Source organism: Chitinivorax tropicus (assembly GCF_014202905.1).
Lineage (GTDB): Bacteria > Pseudomonadota > Gammaproteobacteria > Burkholderiales > SCOH01 > Chitinivorax > Chitinivorax tropicus.
This window is the reverse complement of sequence record NZ_JACHHY010000004.1, coordinates 171,388-194,809: the sequence shown is the minus strand read 5'-3', so window position 1 is coordinate 194,809 and position 23,422 is coordinate 171,388. Positions and strand designations below refer to the sequence as shown.

Below are 23,422 nucleotides of genomic sequence, written 5' to 3'. Positions count from 1 at the left end.
CGATCAATCGACCAATCAGGCAGGGCCGGTGGGCCTCAGCCACATCACGCTGATTGACGCCCAAACAACCACCTGGAGTCATGCACCAATATGGAGTGGATTTACACCGTTTCCGGCCTCGTCGTAGGCTTCATTGTCGGCATGACTGGCGTGGGCGGCGGGTCACTGATGACGCCGATCCTGCTCTATTTTGGCATCAACCCAGCAACCGCCGTGGGCACAGACCTGCTGTATGCGGCGATCACCAAGGCCGGTGGCGTGTATATTCACCAGAAACAGCGCAACATCGACTGGCAGATCACTGGCTGGCTGGCGCTGGGCAGCGTGCCTGCCGCACTGGTCACGGTCTGGGCCATGCACCATATCCACACTGATATCAGCACCCTGAATGCCCTGATCAAGCGTGCGCTGGGTGTAGCATTGATCGCCACAGCCATGGCCATTCTGCTGAAAGGCAAGCTGCTGGCCTTTGCCCAGAAACATGCGGGTGATTGGCTTGCCCTGCCCGATTACGAGCGCCGTGGCATGACCTTGTTCGTGGGGCTGGTGCTGGGCGTCATCGTCACCCTGTCCTCGATCGGTGCGGGCGCACTGGGCACCGTAGCCCTGTTTTTACTGTACCCACTCATTTCCACCTCGCGGCTGGTGGGCACCGAGATCGCGCATGCCGTGCCCTTGACCCTGGTCGCTGGCCTGGGCCACGCCGGGCTGGGCAATATCGACTGGCATGTCCTGGGCTCACTGCTGATCGGCTCGCTACCGGGCATTTACCTTGGCGGCAAGCTGTCCGGCGGAATCTCGGATCGATACCTGCGCCCCGCATTGGCGCTCATGCTGGCCATTGTCGGCACCAAATTGATAGTCTGATGCCTTTTTTCTGGAGTATTCCATGAGTCTGCAAATCAAAATCGATGCTGCAATGGCCTTGCTACGTCATATCGGCGACGCATTCAGCCCAGCCGTCTTCGCCAACAGCCTAGGGGCTGAGGACATGGTGCTGACCGATCTGATCGCCAAGTCCGGTGCTGCGATTGAAACCTTCAGCCTGGACACAGGCCGTCTGCCAGCGGAAACCTACGCCTTGATGCAGGAAACCAAGGCGGCCTACCCGGCCCTGCCCATCAAGCTGTACTTCCCGCAGACCGCGCTGGTTGAGGAATATGTCAATCAGCACGGGATCAACGGCTTCTACGATAGCGTCGAGCTACGCAAGGCCTGTTGCCATGCTCGCAAAATCGAGCCACTGCAACGTGCGCTGTCTGGGAAGAAAGCCTGGATCACCGGCCTGCGCCGCCAGCAATCGACCACCCGCACCGATCTACCGGAACATGAATTCGACCACGACAATGGCCTGGAGAAATTCAACCCTCTGGTAGAGTGGACAGAAAAAGAAGTCTGGGAATACATCCGCGCACAGCAGATCCCCTACAATGCGCTACACGACAAGCATTATCCATCGATCGGCTGCGCACCCTGTACCCGGGCCATCGCGGTGGGTGAAGACATCCGCGCTGGCCGCTGGTGGTGGGAAGACCCGGCCAACAAGGAATGTGGGCTGCATGTCAAGATACGATGATCCGCCAGCTTGTCATGGGAGAAAAATTACGAAAAAATGCGGCTTTGACAGCCGCTTTTTTTCTGCATGGGCCCAACTGCCATGCAACCCCACAGTGACAATGACAGACTTTCTCTCTTCTTTACAAAGACTTCCAGATCAACTCCCCACTGGCACCTACGTAATGTGGGCACCCAGCGAGCAGGAGCCTTTTTTCACCCCATCAGTCGCACGTGAGCTGATTGCCCGTTGCTATCAGGCCATGAATCGGATCGAGACCTATGTGCTCGCGCTGTTGTTGCGGCAGCTGGGCTACATCGAGCCAGACGTGGCGCGCATCCAGCTGCCTGAGCAGCTGGCGGAATTCCCGGTCACAGATGGGCATGGTGTGAATTTCCTGCTGACAGCATCGCGCGAAAAAGGCATTCGCCTGCACTTTGACCAGACCATCAGCGCCCGAGAGCGGAATGAGGTACTGGTCGGTTTTCTGACCTTGGTGGAGTCGGTTCAGCAGATCGTATCCGAACGCAAGCTGGCGCAAGACACGGCGGATGCCGAAATGCCCATCAACTGGTGGTATGCCATCGACCAGACTCTGACTGCCGTAGAAGGCAATGGCGAACCCGTCAAAGCCTTGGGTAAGGTCTTGTTTGAATAGCACGTGCTGCATCTCGCCACGCAGGTGGGATGCTGCCTACCAACCACCTTCGTAAGTCGGGCGCTTGGCCAAGTCGATTTTGTCATCGATCTGCCACCACCACGGCCCATTGGCCAGGCGGCCCCTGTCCTGCCCTACTCCCTGGCCATGCCAGTAGACGCCACCGGGCCAAATACCAGACAATCCCCCCGCGATGACGCTGCAATCCGCGGCTGTCGGCCCATCTGGCCTGCCATCACCCACATGGCGGGTCACGCGATGATGACATGATCCCAGAGGAGGATGAGATGGATGCGAAGAACAAGACGTTTTTGATAGCAGGTGGCGGCTCAGGTCTGGGTGCTGCAACGGCCCGATTGCTGGTCGAGCAAGGGGCCAATGTGATGATTGCCGATCTGAACGAGCAGACCGGGCACGCCCTGGCTGAATCGCTCGGCACCAAGGCCCGATTTGCGAAAACCGATGTCACCAGTGAGGCTCAGGTGTCGGCAGCCATCCAGCTTGCGCTCGATACCTTTGGCAGCCTGTGGGGCGCCGTCAACTGTGCAGGCATCGCAACAGGAGAAAAGGTGGTTGGCAAGGAAGGCCCTCATCGGCTGGAGTCCTTCAGTCGTGCCGTCCAGATCAACCTGATCGGCACCTTCAACGTCATCCGCTTGGCAGCCGACGCCATGAGCCGGAATACACCGGATACAACGGGTGAGCGTGGCGTGCTGATCAACACGGCTTCCGTCGCCGCTTTTGATGGGCAGATCGGGCAAGCCGCCTACGCCGCATCGAAAGCAGGCATCGTCGGCATGACCCTCCCCATCGCCCGCGAGCTGGCACGGCATGGCATCCGGATCATGACCATTGCCCCAGGGCTGTTTGATACACCCATGATGGCCGGCATGCCAGAGGAGGTTCGCCAATCACTGGGCCAGCAGGTGCCCTTCCCCTCACGCCTTGGGCAGCCCGATGAATATGCCGCATTGGTCAGGCACATCATCGAAAACCCCATGCTCAATGGTGAAGTGATACGCCTTGACGGTGCGATCCGTATGGCTGCCCGATAAGCGCTATCACTGTGCCATCCTGGTGGCAGGCCGACCTGGCGCCGGTCTTCCACCCTCGGTAATGCGAACGATACCGAGCACCCATCGGCACGCACCATGAAATCGTGCCAGCAGAACATGGCCCCTCCCGCGCAACCGCTTCCAATATCTGGCATTCTCCGCACAAAGGCCAGTCAAACAGGATGCCATCCTCTATGCTCTGAATCAACTTCCTTCTGAATGCGGGAATCGTTAAGTGACCCAAAGCTTGCCCTCGCACCAATGACCATCTGTAATGATTGAATATCCATTCATCGGAAAGAATGGCTGACGCTAAAAAAAGATTCAGCTATGCTGGAATCAGGGAGGCAGGACAGCACTGATACAAGGCAGCATGCGGCTTTACGCTGCAATGCAATATCGTGATCCACAAAAAAACTGCCTTGGCGATGGAATTCCCCTCGCGTTTTCGGGACTAATCCTCTAAGCCCAATATTTGGGCTTGGCACCGGCCGAACTGACTGGTAGAGACACAAAGGGCATGACACATGGACATCTTTGAGAACTACGCAGCACGTTACGAAAAAACCCGGGAGGAGGAATACTCCCTCAAGGAATACCTGGATATCTGCAAGCGGGATCCGCTCGCGTATGCTACTGCAGCCGAGCGTATGTTGGCTGCGATCGGTGAGCCAGAGCTGGTTGACACCCGCAACGATACGCGGCTGTCGCGCATCTTTGCCAACAAGGTGATCAAGGTCTACCCGGCATTCCGCGAATTCTATGGCACGGAAGAAGTCATCGAGCAGGTGGTGGCGTATTTCCGGCATGCTGCACAAGGGCTGGAAGAGAAGAAACAGATTCTCTATCTGCTGGGCCCTGTGGGTGGTGGTAAATCATCCATCGCTGAAAAACTCAAATACCTGATGGAGAAAGTCCCGTTCTTTTGCATCAAGGGCTCTCCTGTCAATGAATCCCCCCTTGGGCTGTTCAGCGAAGACGAAGACGGCCCGATCCTGGAAGAAGACTACGGCATCCCTCGCCGCTATCTGAAAACCATCATGTCGCCCTGGGCTGTCAAACGGCTGCACGAGTTCAATGGTGATATCAATCAGTTCCGTGTCGTCAAGCGCTACCCATCCGTCCTCAAGCAGATTGCCGTCGCCAAGACCGAGCCTGGCGACGAGAACAATCAGGACATCTCGTCTCTGGTCGGCAAGGTCGATATCCGCAAGCTGGAAGAGTACGCACAGGATGACCCGGATGCTTACAGCTACTCGGGCGGGCTGTGTCTGGCCAATCAGGGCCTGATGGAATTTGTCGAGATGTTCAAGGCACCGATCAAGGTGCTGCACCCATTGCTGACGGCCACACAAGAAGGCAATTTCAAAGGTACGGAAGGGTTTGGCGCCATTCCATTCGAGGGCATCGTGCTGGCGCACTCAAATGAGTCTGAATGGAAGCAGTTCAAGAACAACCGCAACAATGAGGCCTTCCTCGACCGGATCTATATCGTCAAAGTACCGTATTGCCTGCGCGTCAGCGAGGAAGTCCGCATCTATGAGAAGCTGGTACGCAATTCTTCACTGTCGCAAGCACCGTGCGCACCAGGCACTTTGAAGATGATGGCGCAGTTTGCCGTGCTGTCTCGCCTCAAAGAGCCTGAGAACTCCAGCATCTACTCCAAGATGCAGGTCTACGATGGCGACAACCTCAAAGATACCGATCCGAAAGCCAAGTCGATGCAGGAGTACCGCGACTATGCCGGAGTGGATGAGGGGATGAACGGTCTATCGACCCGGTTTGCTTTCAAGATCCTGTCCAAGGTGTTCAATTTCGACCATACCGAGGTGGCCGCCAATCCGGTGCACCTGTTGTATGTGTTGGAACAGCAGGTAGAGCGTGAGCAGTTCCCGCCCGAGGTCGAGCAGAAATACATGGCCTATATCAAGGAATACCTCGCGCAACGTTATGTGGAGTTCATCGGCAAGGAGATACAGACAGCCTATCTGGAAAGTTATTCGGAATATGGTCAGAACATTTTCGATCGTTATGTCACCTTCGCTGATTTCTGGATACAGGATCAGGAATACCGCGACCCAGATACAGGTGAAAGTTTCGATCGCAATGCCTTGAACAATGAACTGGAAAAGATCGAGAAACCAGCAGGCATCTCCAACCCGAAGGACTTCCGCAACGAAATCGTCAATTTCGTGCTGCGGGCACGGGCGCAGAATGGCGGCAAAAACCCGACCTGGACCAGCTACGAGAAGCTTCGTACCGTGATCGAGAAGAAAATGTTCTCGAACACCGAAGAATTGCTGCCCGTCATCTCGTTCAACGCCAAAGCCAGTGCCGAAGATGCCAAGAAACATCAGGACTTTGTTGATCGCATGGTGGACAAAGGCTATACCGCCAAGCAGGTGCGCCTGTTGTGTGAATGGTATCTGCGAGTACGGAAATCCTCGTGATGCAGGTCAGCAGCTGGCGGGCGGGGAACCGCCCGTAGCTGATCTGACCGGTCTTCCGTGGCTTACGCCAACGGACACGGCCAACAAGGCGATGTGGCGAGTTGCAGCACCGGCTGTCGAGCGGACAGCCCGGCTGCAGTGAGTTCCTGTCACTCGGGCTGCATGGCGAGTGATGGAAGGCAAGCAGGAGAGTGTTTTGACTTACCTTATCGACCGGCGACTTCAGGGCAAGAACAAGTCAGCGATCAATCGCGAACGCTTTTTACGTCGTTACAAAGCGCAGATCAAGGATGCCGTGGCGCGGGCGGTGAAAGGTCGCTCGATCACGGATATCGATAGTGGAGAGAAAGTCTCCATTCCCGTCAAAGACATCAGCGAACCCACTTTTGGCCACACCCGGGGCGGCGTGTGGGAAACCGTCCATCCTGGCAATAAGGAATACATCAAAGGGGATCGCGTGAATCGTCCACAGGGTGGCGGGGGCGGTGCAGGCAAAGGCAAAGCAGGCAACAGCGAGGAAACGACCGAGGATGATTTTGTATTCGAGCTGAGCCGCGAAGAATTCATGAATTATTTCTTCGAGGATCTCGAACTGCCGAATATGGTGAAGACTCAATTAGCCTCGACCACCGAGTTCAAACAGCATCGGGCTGGCTTCACGGTATCCGGCACGCCTTCCAACATCCATGTATTGCGTTCGTTACGTGGCGCGCTCGGGCGGCGGATTGCCGTGGGCGGCCCTTCACGCCGACGGCTCAAAGAGGCCGAGGCGGAGCTGGAGGCTTTGTTGAAGGATCTGCCGGAGGATCATCCGGAAATCCAGGCGCTGCGGCATGAGATCCACCATCTCCGGACACGGATTCTGGCCATCCCTTTCATTGATCCGTTCGACCTGCGCTACTCCAACCGAGTCAAGATCCCGAAACCGGCCAATCAGGCGGTGATGTTCAGCATCATGGATGTCTCCGGCTCGATGGATGAGCAAAAGAAAGACACGGCCAAGCGTTTCTTCATTTTGCTGTATCTCTTCCTGACACGGGTTTATGACAAGATCGAAGTGGTATTCATCCGCCACCATACCTCAGCTGTTGAGGTGAATGAACAGGAGTTCTTCAATTCCCGTGAGTCCGGCGGCACGGTGGTATCCAGCGCGCTGCACCTTCTCTTGAAGGTCATTCGAGAACGCTATGCCAAAGGCGATTGGAATGTCTATGTCGCACAGGCTTCTGATGGCGACAATTGGGACAGCGACTCGATCACCTGTCGAGAGCTGCTGACCAATAACATCATGGAGTTGGTGCAATACTTTGCCTATGTCGAGATCACAGACGGGCCCGCACAGAATCTGTGGGAGGAATACACCCAGGTCAAGGACTATCATCCACACTTTGCGATGCAGAAAATCGAGTCACCGGCTGATATCTATCCGGTGTTCCGCGAACTTTTCAAGAAACAGCCGAAATGAGTATGGATCTGACCACCCCTCGCCCAGGTCGGCTGCCTGACCAATCGGAATGGACTTTTGAGCTGCTGGAGCAGGTTCATAAAGAAATCCGTCGGGTTGCCGAAGGCTTCAAACTCGATACCTATCCCAATCAACTGGAGGTGATCACTGCCGAGCAGATGATGGATGCCTACACCTCGGTTGGTATGCCTGTCAGCTACCACCATTGGTCGTTCGGCAAGCACTTCCTCAGCACCGAGAAAGGCTATAGACGTGGCCAGATGGGCTTGGCCTATGAAATCGTGATCAACTCCAATCCCTGCATCGCGTACCTGATGGAGGAAAACTCGCTGACCATGCAAGCGCTGGTGATCGCCCATGCCAGCTATGGCCACAACTCTTTTTTCAAGGGCAATTACCTGTTCCGCACCTGGACTGACGCGGATGCAATCATTGATTACATGGTGTTTGCCAAGAATTACATCTCAGACTGTGAGCGACGCTATGGCGTCGATGCCGTCGAGGAGCTGCTGGACTCTTGCCATGCCCTGCAGAACTATGGCGTGGATCGCTATAAACGCCCCGCCAAATTGTCACTGGCGGAAGAAAAAGCACGTCAGAAAGACCGCGAGGAGTATCTGCAATCGCAGGTCAACATCATCTGGCGCACCCTGCCCCGCCGCGATGAAGCCCCAGCGGCACAGGAGATTCAGCGCTTTCCGGTCGAGCCGCAGGAGAATCTGCTGTATTTCATTGAGAAATTCGCCCCGCTGCTGGAGCCCTGGCAGCGTGAGGTGGTGCGTATCGTGCGCAAGATTGCCCAGTATTTCTACCCGCAACGTCAGACACAAGTCATGAATGAAGGCTGGGCGACCTTCTGGCATTACACCATCCTCAACCAGATGTATGACGAAGGGCTGCTGAGTGATGGCTTCATGATGGAATTCCTGCAAAGCCACACCAATGTGGTCTACCAGCCACCAGTCACCAGCCCGTATTACAACGGCATCAACCCTTATGCGCTGGGATTCGCCATGATGCGCGACCTCCGCCGCATCAGTGAGGAGCCCACCGAAGAAGATCGACGCTGGTTCCCCGATATTGCCGGTGGCGACTGGCAGAAAACGTTGGATTTCGCGATGCGCAATTTCAAGGATGAAAGTTTCATTGCCCAGTACCTTTCACCCAAGCTGATCCGCGACTTCCATTTCTTCTCGGTCTTGGACGATGATGAGGACGAGAAGCTGTTGATCTCGGCAATCCATGACGATGACGGCTACCGCCACATCCGCCACAAGCTGGCCGACCAATACAATCTGGGCAACCGCGAGCCCAATATCCAGGTGTATTCCGTCAACACCCACAGCGACCGCTCACTGACCTTACGACACACCCAATTCCAGCGCCGCCCCCTGAACCAGCAAACCGAAGAAGTCTTGAAACACGTCGCGCGATTGTGGGGGTTTGATGTGCAACTGGAAGCAGTTGACCCAAAGGGTAATGTGGTGCAGCGATACGAGCACCATCGCGAAAAGCGCCAGGGCAGGTAAACGCCTGTTTTCGCTATATTTTCAACAGTGGCTCCGACGCCTTCCTTTTGAAGAGGCGTTCACCATGCATTGGAGTGCGCCCAACACCCGGTCAGTTCAAAATCCGACCCAGCCCGCCGCGCAGGCTGGCGTATTGATGCACCCCCAGACCAAGAATGATCAGGGCGGTGCCCGCCCACACCACCGGGTCCGCAGGTTCTCCATTCAGCACCTGCCCAAGCAGCATGGCCGTGACCGGCGTGATCAGCTGGATCAAGGCTACTTTACCAGCCTGCATGTGTTTGAGCAGATAGAAAAACAGACTGAAACCAATCACCGAGGCGACGACTGCCATATAGGCGATTGCCAGTGCGGTTCGGGTCGTCAGGTGATCCGGCCAAGCCTGGCCGAATGACCACCAGGCGATCACGTACAGTGGCACGCCCAGCGTCAGCGAGCCAGCTGTGATGCTGAACGGGTCCAGTTCGGCACCAATGCGTTTGACCCACACCGTCGCCAACGCCTGCACCACTGCGCCCACCAGCACCGCCACCACAGCATACCAGGCCGTGCCGCCTTGCAGGATGGATGCATGATGGATCACCGACAGGCCAGCCAGCCCCATGAACAGACCAATCAATTTGCGACGGGTAAAGCGTTCGGACAACCACCACGACGCAAACAGCCCCGTCCAGATCGGGCCGGTGCCATAGAGAACGGCAATCAGACCAGAGGGAATGAATTGTGCCCCCCAGTAGGTCAACATCATCGACAGAAATTGGGTCAGGCCTGCGACAGCATAGGTTTCGACGGATTGCCGATCGAATCGCACCGCTGTCTGTTTGAACCAGCACACCGCCCAGATCAGCACCAGCGCAACAGTCATGCGGCTTGCCACGCCAAACAGGAAACCGTGCTCCTCAACACTCCAACGGATGCCGAGTGCAGTAGTAGACCAGATGAAAACGATGGCGAGATAAGCTGAACCAACAGACATGATGACTGATCGATGAGTGACGTGTATAAGGCGCCGGATCAGCCCGATGACGCCACAGGGGTTGCCTGTGGCCAGAGAGCGCGGGCCTACAGTTCATGGCCATCGGCTGCGCAAAATGATGGGCGGATTGTCTCCCCGCCACCCTGATGCTGTCAACCACAACCGGCGTCGGAATGGCCAGCACAGTCATTGTGCGGCGACAGCCGTGCCGATTCGTCAAACCCACCGGATACGCAATGCACAGATGGACACCCATAGCGCGGCAATGGCTATCACCATCATACCACCACGCAGATCGCTCCACTGCGCGACCAAGCCGATGACAGGTGGCCCCATCAGGGAGCCGACCGAGCCAATGGTGGTCACGGTGGCCAAGGTGATGGGGCTAAGCCGTGCTGCTGCGGAGTAGATACATGGCGATATCGCCGCCACCCCGGCGCCCACCAACGAGAAGCCCAGCAGAGCTGGGATCAACCCGCCCAGTGCCAGCGCCAATGCCAGTCCGGTGAATGCCACCACCCCACCTACCACCACCAGCCATTTATCGCCCCACCTGGCTCGCCAGCTATCGGCAAACAACCTGGCCACCAGCATGCTGGTGGAGACTGCCGCAATGCCCAAGGGTGCCTGATTCACCGAGGCACCCACGATTTCGCGCAGGTACAGCGCTGACCATTCGGTCATCGAGCCCTCTGCGATAGTGCCGAAAAACAGTGCACAGCCCAGCCATAGCGTCGTGACATCTGACCAGTTACGCTTGGTATTGTGTCCCTGGCTGGCGGTGGGTTGGTCTGACAACAACCCAGGCGAGGCATAGCACAGCAAACCGGTAATGATCAAAGAGGCTGCAATGAAATGTCCCCAGAGATTCGTCGTCAGATGGCTCAAGCCCGAGGCGAATACAGCTGCACACATCAGGCCCAAGCTGAATACCGCATGCAGACGAGACAGAATCGCCTGCCCACCAACCCGCTCGACCACCACGCCCTGGCCATTCATGGATGTGTTGACCAACGCGCACAACACCCCTTCAGCGAACATCACCAGCAATGCCGCCGGATAGTTGGGTGCCCACGCCATGCCCACCAACACCACCGGCAGCAAGCTCACGGCGAGCACGCACAGCCGACGCGAGCCCAGCCGCAGCAACAAAATGCTGATCAGCGGAAAAGCGCAGATGGCCCCCAGACCAGACGCCAACAATAAAGTACCAACCTGAGCGGCCCCCAAACCCAAACCTACTTTGAGATCGGGGATGCGAGACGCCCAGGTCCCGACATTGAAACCCAGTGCCAGGAACAATGCGGCCACCGCCCACTGGCTACGCCGAATCGGCACTGTGGCTGGCGCGGGGGCAGGTTGTGTTGACGAGTTGTCCAGATCTGTCATGCCATGAGACGACTGCTGCATTGTGTCAATCCACCCGAGTCAGAAAAACCATCCAAGTCATCAGGCAGGCAGCCGCAAAGCGATTGCCATGCCAACGCCTACACGACCACAGTCAGCAGCAAGCCAAACCGAAGGCCATCTTATTTACGCACCGCTCTGTCGCCTCTGCCAATGGCGTACAACGCGATATAATTCAATACCAACACAATACCATTTAAAATTCAAAATAGACACTGCATCAACCTTGGCCGATGCCATCCACACTGTCTAGGTGCCCGCCAGGCCTTTTCTGTCGCTTCCGCATAGACCCGCACACCAGTGCAATCAGACAGGTCTGGCCCAGTGATACAGCCCGACCAGCATCAATACCAATCCATCACCATAAGTAGCAAACCCGGTCAAGCGAGCAGGCCAGAATACAGCTCGTAAAATGGCGACCAGGATGTACTGGAAGCAAGATGAGGCCATTCAGTTGACCGGCCACATGACAAGCCCCGGCATGGTCAGCATTCTGCCGGCACGGCCTGGGGGACGAGTTCGGGTGCCTATCCAATCATGGGCTACGGGTTGATGCCGATGGCTCACGCCAGCCAGCAATCACCGCTGCACTCAGGCTGAGATCGATCAGTCGCCGCCGGGCGGGCCGTCTGGTGTCATCGGTGGGTGGGGCATGGGCGGGGGAGGCAATTGAGCCCGTTGTTCTGGGCTTAGGCTATTGAAGAAGTGTTCTCGTGCTTGTTTTTGTTGCTTGAAGAACGACTTGATCTGTTCACGTTGCTCGGGCGTAAAGCTCTCATACAGCTGGCGCCGGGCTTCTGGCGACAAAGCATGGCGGCGGCGTGACAGCTCGCGTTGAGATTCCGTGAAACCCTGCTCCAGCCGCTCGCGCGCCTGCCGCCACTGCGCTTGCATTTCCTCGAATTGCTGTTTCTGTACTGGCGTCAGGATCTCATTCAGCTTCTTACGGCGCTCACTCCAGGCATCATCGGGTTGGGGCACGCCAGATCGTGCGCCCCCTCCCCACCAATTGGGCATTGCACCTTGCCCACGCCAGCCCTCGCGAATCCGCTCTGCTTCCTCTGCGGTCAGTTTGCCGTCACGTAAAGCACGCTCCAATCGACGCTCGCGATGTTCCATCGGCGCTGACTCATCGGCACTACGCGCCCCGGCAGGTGGCTTGCCCTGGTGGCTTTCATCAGCCATCACCGGGCCACACAGTACCAGGGCGATCAACCAGGCACACCAACAGGTTGGCCAGTGGCTGGCCAACTGCGATGCGGGGTTGAGCTGAATTCGGTAGGTTGTCACCATGCACATCATCAATCATTGTTGCTGGGCCGCACGGCCCTTGTGTTCATTGGGCATCAAGGCATCTGCTGCGTTCAATGTGCCAAACGCCACATCCTTTTTGAACAATTGACCGGGTCCCTGGTCAATTACACTCGGTAGTAGATCCACCCATCACTATCAGATAGGCCATCAGATGCATTGATGTCCAGTCTTGGCGCAGCTTGCTCGACAGATTACCCGGCCTTACTTTTTCCTGCCTGACATTCTCTGCGCCATGTGTAAAGCAGCTGTGTTACGCCATGTGTCGCTTGTAAAAATTCGCAAGCAGCATCCACAATCAATACAGCTTTTAACAATTGGTGTTCGAATCCACCACCCCACGCTTGATACACTGTAGCCATGAATACAACCACGCCCAAACGCATCCTGGTCATCGATGATGACCCACGCCTACGTGAGCTTTTGCTACGTTATCTGACTGAGCAAGGCTTTGATGTCGATGCCTATGCCGACGCCAGCCAACTCGACAAGCGGCTGCAGCGGAATAGGCCTCACCTGCTGGTGCTGGATCTGATGCTGCCTGGTGAAGATGGTCTGGCCGTATGCCGTCGGCTACGCGCCCAGCACGATCTGCTGCCCATTCTGATGCTGACTGCCAAAGGGGATGATATCGACCGTATCCTGGGGCTGGAGATGGGCGCAGATGATTATCTGGCCAAGCCGTTCAACCCGCGTGAGCTGGTTGCCCGCATCAATGCCATTCTGCGTCGGCAATCCCCCACCCCTGCGCTGGCAGCCGATTACAACGCGGAAGAGATCTATGAATTCGCTGATTTCGTTCTGGATGCGGGCTCTCGCAAGCTGACCAAGGCAGGCGCGGATGTCTCGCTGACGCATGCGGAGTTCTCGATTCTGAAAGTGCTGGCCATGCACCCACGGCACCCGTTATCGCGGGAGCGCTTGATGGAGCTGGCACGCGGTAAGGAACACGAAGCGTTCGACCGATCCATCGATGTGCAGATCTCGCGGCTGCGCAAGTTGATCGAAACCAATCCTACCGAGCCGAAGTTCATCCAGACCGTCTGGGGATTTGGCTATGTGTTCGTACCTGATGGTGGCCAGCGCTGATGCCTAGATCGCTGTTTGGCAGGCTGGCCGCAATGTTGGTCGGCCTGGTGATGGTCAGCCAGTTGTTCACCCTGGGCCTGCTGCACTACAACTGGCGTCACCAGATGGCTCAGCAGATCTCGGAAGAGGTGATCGATGCCCTGGCCGATCTGGAATCCACCCTCGCCAACATGAATGCCGATGAGCGCGCCCTCTATCTGGACGCCTACAATCGCCCCTTTTCCATCAACCTGTTACCGCGAACTGCAGCCCGCCCACCCATCAATCATCAACCCCTGGATGGCGACCTGGATGCATTGCTGATCCATTTGAAAGCGGATGGCCTGGCATTCAACGATGTCCGCTTCCAGCTCCTACCCAAGCCACTTCTGTGGCTACAGATCAATATGCTCAATGAGCCGCACTGGCTGGTCATCCCCATCGGCAGCCCTCAGCCGCAACTACGGACAACCCTGAGCCTGGCAGTGTTGGGCTTCTCGGCCATCGCAGTAGTGGCCGCATTTTTCTTTGCCTGGTACCTGAACCGGCCACTGAAGCAGTTGATTTCCGCCGCCCGCCAACTGACCCAGGGCGAACACCCAGCGCCACTGCCAGAGGGCAAGATGCGCGAAACCCGCAGCCTGGCCAAGACCTTCAACAGCATGACACAAGCCCTGCAACAGGCAGAAACTGATCGCCGGGTCATGCTGGCAGGCATATCACATGATGTCCGCACCCCACTCACCCGTCTGCGGCTGGGAGTAGAAATGATGCAGGATAACAGCCTGCGTGAAGGCATGCTGACCGACATCGATGACATCGATCGGATCGTCCGGCAATTCCGCGATTTCATCGCTGGCGAGCCAGAAGAGCAAGCTCAGGTCTGCGATCTGAATGAATTGTTGCGCGACACCCAAGACCGCTACCAGCGGCAGGGGCTGATGTTGCAGATCCAACCTGCGGTGGACATCCCCTTGGTCAAGGTGCATCCACTGGCCATCCAGCGCCTGTTGACCAACCTGATCGACAATGCCCGGCTGTATGGCGCACCGCCGATCGAGATCACCATCAAGCAGATCGACGCCCGGCTGATCTTACAGGTGCGTGACCATGGCCAGGGCATTCCATCCCACATGATCCTGACACTGATGCAGCCTTTCACCCGGCTCGACCCGGCCCGACGCGCCGACGGAGGCAGCGGGCTTGGGCTGGCGATTGTGCGGCGCATTGCCGATGCCCATCGGGCCGAGCTGCAAGTCAGCAATCACCCGGCAGGTGGCTTGCTGGTGTCGATCGCCTTTCCAATTGCAACACAAGCGCAAAACGCCTAAAATACAATTGCATTTTGCGCAAGGAGCCGTAGCATGCCGCAAGCCAAACCCTTCACATTCGTTGCTGTCGAGGCACAAGACGACGGTGATGACTACAGCCGGTTATCACAATTACTCGCCATTCCAGTCAACGATGAGCTGGGGCTGGCCGAGCAGATCAGCGCAGGACTTCCGCTTGCAGCAGTCGCCATGTTGACCAATGCGGGTATCAAGCGCTCTGAGATCATCAGCCTGGTTGCCCCGGCACGCACCCTGCAACATCGCCAGAGCAAAGGCGAGCCACTCAACCCCGAAGAAAGCGAGCGGGCGGTTCGACTGGCACGGGTGCTCACCCAGGCCGAGGTGGTGTTTGCGGAACATGAGGCCGCCATTGCCTGGCTCAGACGCCCGCTCCAGCGCTTCAATGGCAAATCACCGTTGGATATGCTGAAAACCGATGTCGGCTGCCGGCTGGTCGAAAACTACCTGAACGAAATCGACGAAGGCTACGCCGCCTGAGCAACCATGCACCCACCCCAGACACTCTGGCGCATCAGCAACTATGCAGATCTGAGCGGGAAAGGCGGCCTGATCGGCCCGGCACGCTGGCATAGCAAGGGTAGACCAATCATCTACCTGGCCACCTCGCCCGCCAGCGCTCTGCTGGAAACCCTGGTTCACCTGGAAATCAGCACGCTGACTGCCCTGCCCCGCAACTATCAGTTATTGCGCATTCAGGTCGCGGACACCGTCAGTGCAGCGGCCATCGAGCCTGACCACCTTACTGATGACTGGCGGACCCAGACCCTGCTGACCCGCAGCATAGGCGATCAATGGCTGCGACAAGGCGCATCTGCCTTGTTATACGTCCCCAGCGCCATCGTCCCCTTCACCCAGAATGTGCTGCTCAACCCGCTGCATCTCGACGCCAGCCACTGTCAGATCCTCAGCGCTCAGCACTACCCTTTCGATGACCGATTGCTCAGACAGACTTCGCCGGGCTAAAACACGCTGTAAGCTGCAATGACATCCACGGCAGGAGCCCTCCGCAACCCAGCGGCCACGGCAAGACAAAACGGCCTCTGTCGAGGCCGTCTGTCGTGGTATTGATATGGCAATGCTGTTTCAAGCCGCGTTCGCCAATCTCGGGTAGACCCGCACCATGACGATCCGTGGTCCTTTCATGCGTTTGACCACGACATCGAATTCATCGAACGTGATGCGGTCGCCTTCCTTGGGCAGATCGCCCAGGCGCCACATCAGCAGCCCCCCGACCGTATCCACGTCGTCTTGATCGATATCGACGCCCAGCGCACGCTCAAGAGTGAAGATCGGCAGGCTGCCCTTGCCGATCAGCGAGCCATCATCTAACCGGGTCCATTCATTCTGCGTGTGACGGAACTCGTCACGGATTTCACCCACCTGGGCGGAGAGCAGGTTGTCCAGCGTCACGAAGCCCAACGGCTCACCGTCCTGGTAGGTCACCACTGCAAAATGAGGCGCACCCTCGCGAAAACGGCGAAACAGCTCCATGGCCGACATGCTGGGTGACACCAGCTGCGCTGGCCGGACCAGCGCATCCAGATTGCTGCCGGCCTCGCCTTTATTCAATGCAAAAAAGACATCTTTCAGATGCAATACGCCCATCACCTTGCCGTCTTTGCCGATATAGGGGTAGCGGCTATAGCGTGTCTGCACCATGCGATCGAGGTTCTTTTCCACCCCATCCGTGGCGTGCAAGGCCACCATTTCGCTGACGGGGCGCATCAGATCGGCCACATCCAGCTCACGGAAATCCAAGGCCTGCGCCAAGACCCGCCATTCCTCATTGGTAAACTGGTCGGACTCTTCGGAGCCGCGCAGAATCAGCTTCAACTCATCTGCGGAATAATGGGTGTCATGCGATACGGTGGCATCCAGGCGGACCAGTTTCAATATCCAGTTAGCACTGGTGTTCAATGCCCAGATGGCTGGATACATCGCCCAGTAAAAGCCATAGAGTGGCGCGGCAGTCCACAGCCCGACGATTTCAGCACGGCGGATGGCCATGGATTTGGGGGCCAGCTCACCCACCACGATATGCAGGTAGGAAATGATGAAAAAAGCGACGAAAAACGATATACCATGAATCAGCTTTTCTCTTTCGACACCCAGCGCCGAGAACACCGGCTCCAGCAATCTGGCAAAGGCAGGCTCACCCACCCATCCCAGGCCCAGCGATGCCAAGGTGATGCCAAGCTGGCAGGCGGATAGATAGGCGTCGAGGTTGCTGTGGACTTTGGCCAGGATACGGCCACGGAAACCATGCGCTTTGGCGATGGCCCGGACACGTGTCTGCCGTAATTTGACGAGACCAAACTCAGCAGCCACGAAAAAACCGTTCAAAAACACCAGAACGATGGCGAGGAAAAGTAAACTGATCTGACTACTCATATCAAGGGACGACAATCGACCGGCTTGTACCGGACATTTCAATCATGCAGCCCCTAGCGCTCCCTGGGTTGTTCATAATCCATACATCTTAGCCGATTCAGCCAGGGGTGTCTTGCCTGCCAAGCCACCAAGGTCACGCCCGGCAAGGGCAATCCAGGTTACACTTGGCTGGATCACCGCACATACATCCTTAATGGTATTGGAAGATGGCTGAAGACAGCGATCAGGAACGGACGGAACCCGCCTCGGGCAGGCGGCTGGAAGAAGCCCGGCAGAAAGGCAATATCGCCAGATCAAAGGAGTTGCCCACCTTTGCCGTCACCATGACCGGCATTGCGACGCTGGTGCTCATGGGCCCAAGCTTCATCGACTTCATGCAGCAGGTGGTTCGTGATGGGCTGACTTTCGACCGCAATCTGCTGGCTCACCCGCATCAAATGCTGGAAGTGCTCTATAAAGCCTGTGCCGATGCCTTACTGGCTTTCCTGCCGTTCATGTTGGCGGTCACCATTGCCGCCATCGTGTCACCGTTGCTGCTCGGAGGCTGGTTGCTGACCTTCGAGGCCCTGGAGCCAAAATTCAGTAAGCTCAATCCATTGTCGGGCATCAAGCGGTTGTTTTCAATGAGCGCATTGGCAGAGGGGGCCAAAGCCATTCTCAAGTCCTTTCTGATCGGCGGTGTGGCAGGCTGGGTGATCTGGTTAGAGCGTGGAGAGTTCCTGGCCCTGATCACCGAATCCCCCTTCTCAGCCTACACCCACACGGCGGCACTGGTGGCCTACACGCTGGAAGTGGTGGCGGGCTCGATGATCATTCTGGTGATACTGGATGTACCGTTCCAGCTGTGGAATTACCAACGTAGCCTACGCATGACCAAAGAGGAAGTCCGGCAGGAATCGAAGGAGTCCGAGGGATCACCCGAAATCAAAGCCCGTATCCGAGCCCTGCAGCGTGAAGCGGCACGCAAGCGGATGATGCAGGAAGTACCCAAGGCCGATGTGATCGTCACCAACCCGACCCACTACGCTGTCGCGCTGAAGTATCAGAGCAGCATCATGCGTGCCCCTACGGTCGTCGCCAAAGGCTCGCACCTGCTGGCCGAGCGTATCATCGAGCTGGCAGGTGAACATGGCGTCACCATCATGCGGGCGCCGCCTTTTGCACGGGCATTATACTTTCATGCGGAATTGCAACAGGAGATCCCCGCCAAGCTGTACACCGCAGCGGCAGAAGTGCTGGCCTATGTCTATCAGCTGCGCCATTATCGCCAATATGGTGGCCATGCGCCGGATCTGCCGGAGCACTTGCCGGTACCCGATGAGCTTGACCCGGAAGCGGAACCCAAGACCGATTGACGTGTTGACTGAACCTAGACGGCCCGCACACGGCCCAGCGTCATTGATGCAAATCGTCTCAACAGCAAGGATTCAACGACAAGTGCCGCCATGATACCCAGCACCGGCATCATGGGCTCACGATAGCGGAAGCTCACATAGAACAGCATATGTACCGCTGTGTAGCACCCAATGGCCACCCATAGCAGCACGAGCGGTCTATGCCATAACGCACGGATCAACAGTGTGCCCAGTGCTGCAGCCATCAACAACACGAATTGGATGCCCCACAACGCGCGCACGACACGCTCGGCACTCGATCCCTCACCCTGACCTTGATGGAATGGCGGGGTCCAGAAATAGGCGGCTTTTTTCAAGGACAAACTCAGGAAAGGCACCGGATTGGCCTTGATCCAGGCAAGGGCATCTTGCTTGAGCACGTCAGAAGCCCGCACCTCACCCAGCTTTCGCAAATCACCCCAGCTCGCCCCTCGTGGGGTGTCTGAGATGGAGAGATACATGCCAGTTGCCGCCGGGTTGTTACCCAGATACAGATTGAACCCACCGTTGGTATTCAGGACCGGAGCACCAATCACCTGCTGATTACGGATCATCCAGGGCACAACCAGCAGGGCGGCTGCAATGAGCATCACCGTCGCCAGCACAATGCGCCTGGGTGGCGGGACGGGTGCCAGCACCAGCGCCAATACCACCATGCCCAACAAAGACAGGCCCGCATTGCCCACCAAGGCCAACAGGCCCAGCAATATGCCGCAGCCCACTGCCACCCGCACCGATGGCGCCCTGGCCAGACGTAGCGCACACCAGACAACGCCCAGCATGATCGGCGTCATCAGGTTTTCCTTGAACAAATAGACGGTGTACACACTGGCCGGCAAGTAGACCGCCCAGACTGCAGCCGACACCAACCGCCCCAGCCGCCCAGCCCCTGCTTCCTTGGCGGCCAAGTAGCAGAGCACGATGGACAGCCCGCCCAGGCACACGTTGGCCATGCGCATCGCCTGCAGATCCTCGCCCGCCAGGAAAAAGACCGGTGCCAATACCAACAGCGGGTACCCCACGTTATACATGGCACGATTGCCCATCTCATCGACAATGCCATGACCCCCCACCCAATTGAGCGCCATGCTTTTATAGGCAAGCTCATCGCCCTCCGGCACATGGCTAAAACCGGCCATGGCAGCGAGTCGTAACGCCAGGCCGATCACCACAAACAATGCCAGCCATGGCCAGTCCGGTTGTTGCTTATCACTGTGTGAATGCATCAGCTTCTCCCGATCAGCACGATCCCCGCACAAATCAACGCAATGCCTGCCATGCGCGGCCAAGTCATCTGTTCACCCAGCCAATATCCCACGACTGCAGTCACCACGAATCCCAACCCGACCAAGGGGTAGGCTTTGCTCACATCCCATTTGGCCAACACATTGAGCCAGACCACTGCGCCCAGGGCATAGAGCAGGAACCCCCCCAGGACATATTGATTGGACAGCACCATCAGCCAGGTCTTCAAAGAACGCGGTTGTACCAACAGCGCCTTGATACCTGGGCTCGACATTCCTGTTTTCAGGGAAAACTGAGCCGTGACCGACAACGCAATGCTGACCAGAGCAATCAAGAAAGTATTCATGACAAGGCCCCAAAGGTCAGAAAGTGCGCAGCCAGCATCACAACGACCATGGCCAGGATAGTGAGGCGACTGCCCCGATCCTTGGCTGCAAACACCACGGGATCATCGTGCATCTCTCCTCGTGCGGTTTTGACCCATAGCCGAGCCAGCCAATAGATCAACCCAACCCCCACCAGCCACAACAGCTGAGGACTGCTGTAACGGCTCTGGGTTTCCGGCGCATGGATGAACAAGCCAAACACCACCACGGCGGACAGCGCAGCCCCCACGCCAAGCGGCCACAGGACGACCAGATCCGTCACCCGATAGTCCCGACCGTGCAAGACAGCCTCCCCGTTCGCACCCAGCACGATCAGCTCGGCACAGCGTTTCACCAAGGCCAGGCTGAGAAAGATGAATACCGAGAACGCCAACAACCAGGAGCTGACCGCCACGCCAATCGCCACTGCTCCCGCCAGGATTCGAAGTGTGTACAGGAGCGAAAGCAGCAACACATCCACCAACATATATGACTTCAGCACCCAGCTGTAAGCACTGGTCAATGCCAGATACGCCATCAACGTCCATACAAACTCGCTGGACACCAGCCAGGCCAGGCCAAAAGCAACGGCCAGGGTACTGATCGATGCCCCCAATCCGCCCAGGATGGGCAGTTGGGCGCTGGCAAAAGGCCGCAACCGTTTGCGCGGGTGAGCCCGGTCGTTTTCCAGATCCCCCAGATCATTGAGGATATATGTCGCGGAAGCCGTCAGGGAGAACGCCAGAAACGCCAGCACCATATTCAGCATCTTACCGGCATCGGTAAACGAAAAAGCGGTCAGCATCGGAACCAGCAGCAGGAGATTCTTGAGCCATTGATGCACCCGCAAAGCCCGCAACCAGACAAAGCAGCCGACTTGTGGAGCGTGGAATTCACGCTCTACCCGCACCCGCTGGCGTACCACCTCTGCCATCCGCTCCGGCACATCCACCAACACCGCACCTTCCGCCGCCAGCCAGATCGGCAGGTCAGCCCGGCTGTCACCGGCATAGACAAATGCATCCCCCACCCGCTCCCGAATCGCTTGCAACTTCGATGCGCCTTTCAGATTATGGTGGGTGTCCGATGCCAATACCTGATCGAACAGGCCCAGATGCCCCGCCACCGAATCAGCTATCGTGCGATGCGCAGCCGTGGCCAGGATGATCTGGCGCCCCTTGGCTTTCTCATCCTGCAGGTAATCGATCAATGGCGCACGATATGGCAGATGTTGGGCGGCAATGCCCGCCCGCGCCGCGACACATGTCTTGAACCCAGCTCGTCCTCGCATCAGCCATATCGGCATCCGCAGCAGATTCAATGGCGATTGCCTTACTACCTTCAGCACAGACTCCACCAGCGTGTCAGTCGGTGTGAGCGTTCCATCCAGATCCACAACCAGCGGTACATCCGTAACAAGCGGCATGACACATCCTGTTTACCGATGGATCAACGCACCCTGGCAGCCCCCCCGCCATTGGGCATTGCTGAAATCACCGAGAGAATGGTTGAACAATATGAATCATAGTTAAGGATAAAGACAACAACATTGAAAAAAACCACATACCAAGCCAGAACAACGTTGGATTCGCGGGGAACATACGGCGCTGCTGATGTTATTTCATCGCCGCTTTGGTGCAGCCCCTGAAATCAGGCCGCCAGCCCCGACATGCAAATGGCATGATAACGCAATACCGATAGCGGAGCGACACTGCCGATTGATGTGCCTGCTCGGCCTAGCCAATGCTCGTCCTGCCCCTATCGGCAGCACCGCAGGCGCACGTCGGCATCAGCAGAAGCATGGCGCAAAAAAAGCCGGACAGCGTCCGGCTTGGATTTTCCCATTGATCAGCAGAGATCAAGCGGACAGCACATCTGCCATGGCTTGGGCAACATAATCGACATTGCCTGCGTTCAACCCCGCCACACACATGCGGCCAGAGCGCACCAGATAGACCGCGTATTGCTCACGCAGGCGATCTACCTGCTCTGGGGTCAGCCCGGTGTAGCTGAACATACCGCGCTGGTTCAGGAAATAGCTGAAATCACGGCCTGGCACCTTGGCGGCCAGCACGTCATGAAGCTTTTGGCGCATGGCCTTGATGCGTACCCGCATCTCGGCCACTTCGGTTTCCCACTCAGCGCGCAGGGCCGGGTCGAGCATCACCGCAGCGGTGATCTGACCACCATGGGTGGGTGGGCTGGAATAGTTACGGCGCACGGTGAATTTGAGCTGGCCCAGTACCCGGTCAGCTTCCTCGGCAGTTGGGCACACCACGGACAGGCCACCGCAACGCTCGCCATAGAACGAAAGATTTTTGGAGAAAGAATTGCTGACCAGAAAGCTGACACCCGCATCAGCCATGGCGCGGATGGCGAAACCATCTTCTTCCAGACCATCGCCAAAGCCTTGATAGGCAATATCCATGAAAGGAATCAATTGGCGCTCGACCACCAACTTGATCACCTGTAGCCATTGCTCACGATTGAGGTCAACGCCGGTCGGGTTGTGGCAGCAGGGGTGGAGCAGTACGATGGTCTTGGCCGGCAACTTGGCCAGGGTGGCCAGCATGTCGTCGAAACGCACGCCACCGGTGGCCGCATCGTAATAAGGGTAATCGAACACCTGGAAACCGGCGCCTTCGAACATCGCGCGGTGATTGTCCCAGGTCGGGTTGCTGACCCAGACATCGCTTTCCGGGAAGTAACGTTTCAGGAAATCGGCACCGATCTTCAGCGCACCCGAGCCACCGATGGTCTGGATGGTGGCGATGCGCTTACCGGTTACCGCTTCATGTGTCGCACCGAACACCAGCTTCTGCACGGCTTCACGGTAGTTGGCCGCGCCTTCCATCGGCTGATACGGGCGCGGGCCAGGTTGAGCGGCCCGTGCGGCCTCGGCCTTGCGCACCGAGCCCAACAGCGGAATGCGGCCTTGCTCATCGTAGTACAGACCAATACCAAGGTTGACCTTGGGTTGGCGGGTGTCTTTGTTGAAAGTTTCAACCAGCGTCAGAATCGGGTCGCCCGGATAGGCATTTACGTGCTCGAACATGGGAAAGGCATTCCTGTTGGCGGTGTTGACAAAGCAAGGGAGTTGCGACGCGTCGAGACGGCAAGCGCCTCAATCAGCAGGCATTTCCGGAAAACATATCATGATACGCGAAAGCACACCGATGATCATCTCCCGCCCGGTCAGGC

Annotated in this window: 20 protein-coding genes; 12 read left to right on the top strand and 8 right to left on the bottom strand. The window is 57.3% G+C overall.

Annotation, left to right across the window (positions count from 1 at the left end; all coding sequences use genetic code 11):
* The first annotated feature begins 90 nt into the window (after positions 1-90).
* From HNQ59_RS04645 to HNQ59_RS04615, 7 genes are all read left to right on the top strand, one after another.
* The gene (locus HNQ59_RS04645; RefSeq protein WP_184035850.1) at positions 91-867 is read left to right on the top strand and encodes a sulfite exporter TauE/SafE family protein; all 777 of its coding nucleotides are present in this window, start codon (positions 91-93) and stop codon (positions 865-867) included.
* Between the two features lie 22 nt (positions 868-889).
* Positions 890-1,576 (top strand): phosphoadenylyl-sulfate reductase, encoded by a 687-nt coding sequence (locus tag HNQ59_RS04640; RefSeq protein ID WP_184035848.1) that lies wholly within the window; start codon positions 890-892, stop codon positions 1,574-1,576.
* Positions 1,577-1,739: 163 nt separating this feature from the next.
* Positions 1,740-2,213 carry a hypothetical protein gene (locus HNQ59_RS04635; RefSeq protein ID WP_184035846.1) on the top strand — a complete coding sequence of 158 codons (474 nt, stop codon included), beginning with the start codon at positions 1,740-1,742 and terminating at the stop codon, positions 2,211-2,213.
* A 287-nt stretch (positions 2,214-2,500) separates the two neighbouring features.
* Positions 2,501-3,268, top strand: a complete 768-nt coding sequence (locus tag HNQ59_RS04630; RefSeq protein ID WP_184035844.1) for a 3-hydroxyacyl-CoA dehydrogenase — start codon at positions 2,501-2,503, stop codon at positions 3,266-3,268.
* Between the two features lie 527 nt (positions 3,269-3,795).
* Complete coding sequence (locus HNQ59_RS04625) at positions 3,796-5,718, top strand: PrkA family serine protein kinase (protein WP_184035842.1); 1,923 nt, start codon at positions 3,796-3,798, stop codon at positions 5,716-5,718.
* A 196-nt stretch (positions 5,719-5,914) separates the two neighbouring features.
* The gene (locus HNQ59_RS04620; RefSeq protein ID WP_184035840.1) at positions 5,915-7,183 is read left to right on the top strand and encodes a YeaH/YhbH family protein; all 1,269 of its coding nucleotides are present in this window, start codon (positions 5,915-5,917) and stop codon (positions 7,181-7,183) included.
* The gene (locus tag HNQ59_RS04615) at positions 7,180-8,712 is read left to right on the top strand and encodes a SpoVR family protein (RefSeq protein WP_425491332.1); all 1,533 of its coding nucleotides are present in this window, start codon (positions 7,180-7,182) and stop codon (positions 8,710-8,712) included. Before HNQ59_RS04620 ends, HNQ59_RS04615 begins: the two co-directional genes overlap by 4 nt.
* Positions 8,713-8,803: 91 nt before the next feature.
* Here HNQ59_RS04615 and HNQ59_RS04610 read toward each other — a convergent pair whose 3' ends face one another.
* From HNQ59_RS04610 to HNQ59_RS04600, 3 genes are all read right to left on the bottom strand, one after another.
* Complete coding sequence (locus HNQ59_RS04610) at positions 8,804-9,688, bottom strand: DMT family transporter (RefSeq protein WP_184035837.1); 885 nt, start codon at positions 9,686-9,688, stop codon at positions 8,804-8,806.
* Between the two features lie 216 nt (positions 9,689-9,904).
* Positions 9,905-11,098: an MFS transporter gene (locus tag HNQ59_RS04605; RefSeq protein WP_246490841.1), complete on the bottom strand. Its 1,194-nt coding sequence runs from the start codon at positions 11,096-11,098 to the stop codon at positions 9,905-9,907.
* Between the two features lie 603 nt (positions 11,099-11,701).
* On the bottom strand, positions 11,702-12,388 hold the full coding sequence (locus tag HNQ59_RS04600; RefSeq protein ID WP_184035835.1) for a hypothetical protein: 687 nt from the start codon (positions 12,386-12,388) through the stop codon (positions 11,702-11,704).
* A 378-nt stretch (positions 12,389-12,766) separates the two neighbouring features.
* Between HNQ59_RS04600 and ompR the strand changes: the two genes are divergently transcribed.
* Genes ompR through HNQ59_RS04580 form a run of 4 tightly spaced genes read left to right on the top strand, consistent with a single transcriptional unit; the run spans position 12,767 to position 15,789 of the window.
* Complete coding sequence (gene ompR / locus HNQ59_RS04595; protein ID WP_184035833.1) at positions 12,767-13,495, top strand: osmolarity response regulator transcription factor OmpR; 729 nt, start codon at positions 12,767-12,769, stop codon at positions 13,493-13,495.
* A complete protein-coding gene (locus tag HNQ59_RS04590) occupies positions 13,495-14,805 on the top strand; it encodes an ATP-binding protein (RefSeq protein ID WP_184035824.1) in 1,311 nt (436 codons plus the stop codon). Before ompR ends, HNQ59_RS04590 begins: the two co-directional genes overlap by 1 nt.
* A gap of 33 nt (positions 14,806-14,838) precedes the next feature.
* Positions 14,839-15,303, top strand: coding sequence for a type II RES/Xre toxin-antitoxin system antitoxin (gene parS / locus HNQ59_RS04585; RefSeq protein ID WP_184035822.1), 465 nt, complete (start codon positions 14,839-14,841; stop codon positions 15,301-15,303).
* Positions 15,304-15,309: 6 nt separating this feature from the next.
* A complete protein-coding gene (locus HNQ59_RS04580) occupies positions 15,310-15,789 on the top strand; it encodes an RES family NAD+ phosphorylase (RefSeq protein ID WP_184035819.1) in 480 nt (159 codons plus the stop codon).
* Positions 15,790-15,909: 120 nt separating this feature from the next.
* Here the strand turns inward: HNQ59_RS04580 and HNQ59_RS04575 are convergent, their stop codons facing one another.
* Positions 15,910-17,217 (bottom strand): hemolysin family protein, encoded by a 1,308-nt coding sequence (locus HNQ59_RS04575; RefSeq protein ID WP_184035817.1) that lies wholly within the window; start codon positions 17,215-17,217, stop codon positions 15,910-15,912.
* Between the two features lie 206 nt (positions 17,218-17,423).
* Here HNQ59_RS04575 and flhB point away from each other — a divergent pair, with 206 nt between their 5' ends.
* On the top strand, positions 17,424-18,572 hold the full coding sequence (gene flhB, locus HNQ59_RS04570; RefSeq protein WP_184035814.1) for a flagellar biosynthesis protein FlhB: 1,149 nt from the start codon (positions 17,424-17,426) through the stop codon (positions 18,570-18,572).
* A 14-nt stretch (positions 18,573-18,586) separates the two neighbouring features.
* Here flhB and HNQ59_RS04565 read toward each other — a convergent pair whose 3' ends face one another.
* The 4 genes from HNQ59_RS04565 to HNQ59_RS04550 all read right to left on the bottom strand — a co-directional run bounded on the left by HNQ59_RS04565 (position 18,587) and on the right by HNQ59_RS04550 (position 23,276).
* Positions 18,587-19,837, bottom strand: a complete 1,251-nt coding sequence (locus tag HNQ59_RS04565) for an ArnT family glycosyltransferase (protein WP_184035811.1) — start codon at positions 19,835-19,837, stop codon at positions 18,587-18,589.
* The gene (locus HNQ59_RS04560) at positions 19,837-20,202 is read right to left on the bottom strand and encodes an EamA family transporter (RefSeq protein ID WP_184035808.1); all 366 of its coding nucleotides are present in this window, start codon (positions 20,200-20,202) and stop codon (positions 19,837-19,839) included. The genes HNQ59_RS04565 and HNQ59_RS04560 overlap by 1 nt, the downstream gene beginning before the upstream one ends.
* Positions 20,199-21,647, bottom strand: coding sequence for a UbiA family prenyltransferase (locus tag HNQ59_RS04555; protein WP_184035805.1), 1,449 nt, complete (start codon positions 21,645-21,647; stop codon positions 20,199-20,201). Before HNQ59_RS04555 ends, HNQ59_RS04560 begins: the two co-directional genes overlap by 4 nt.
* 432 nt (positions 21,648-22,079) lie before the next feature.
* A complete protein-coding gene (locus HNQ59_RS04550; RefSeq protein ID WP_184035802.1) occupies positions 22,080-23,276 on the bottom strand; it encodes an amino acid aminotransferase in 1,197 nt (398 codons plus the stop codon).
* Positions 23,277-23,422 lie beyond the last annotated feature (146 nt).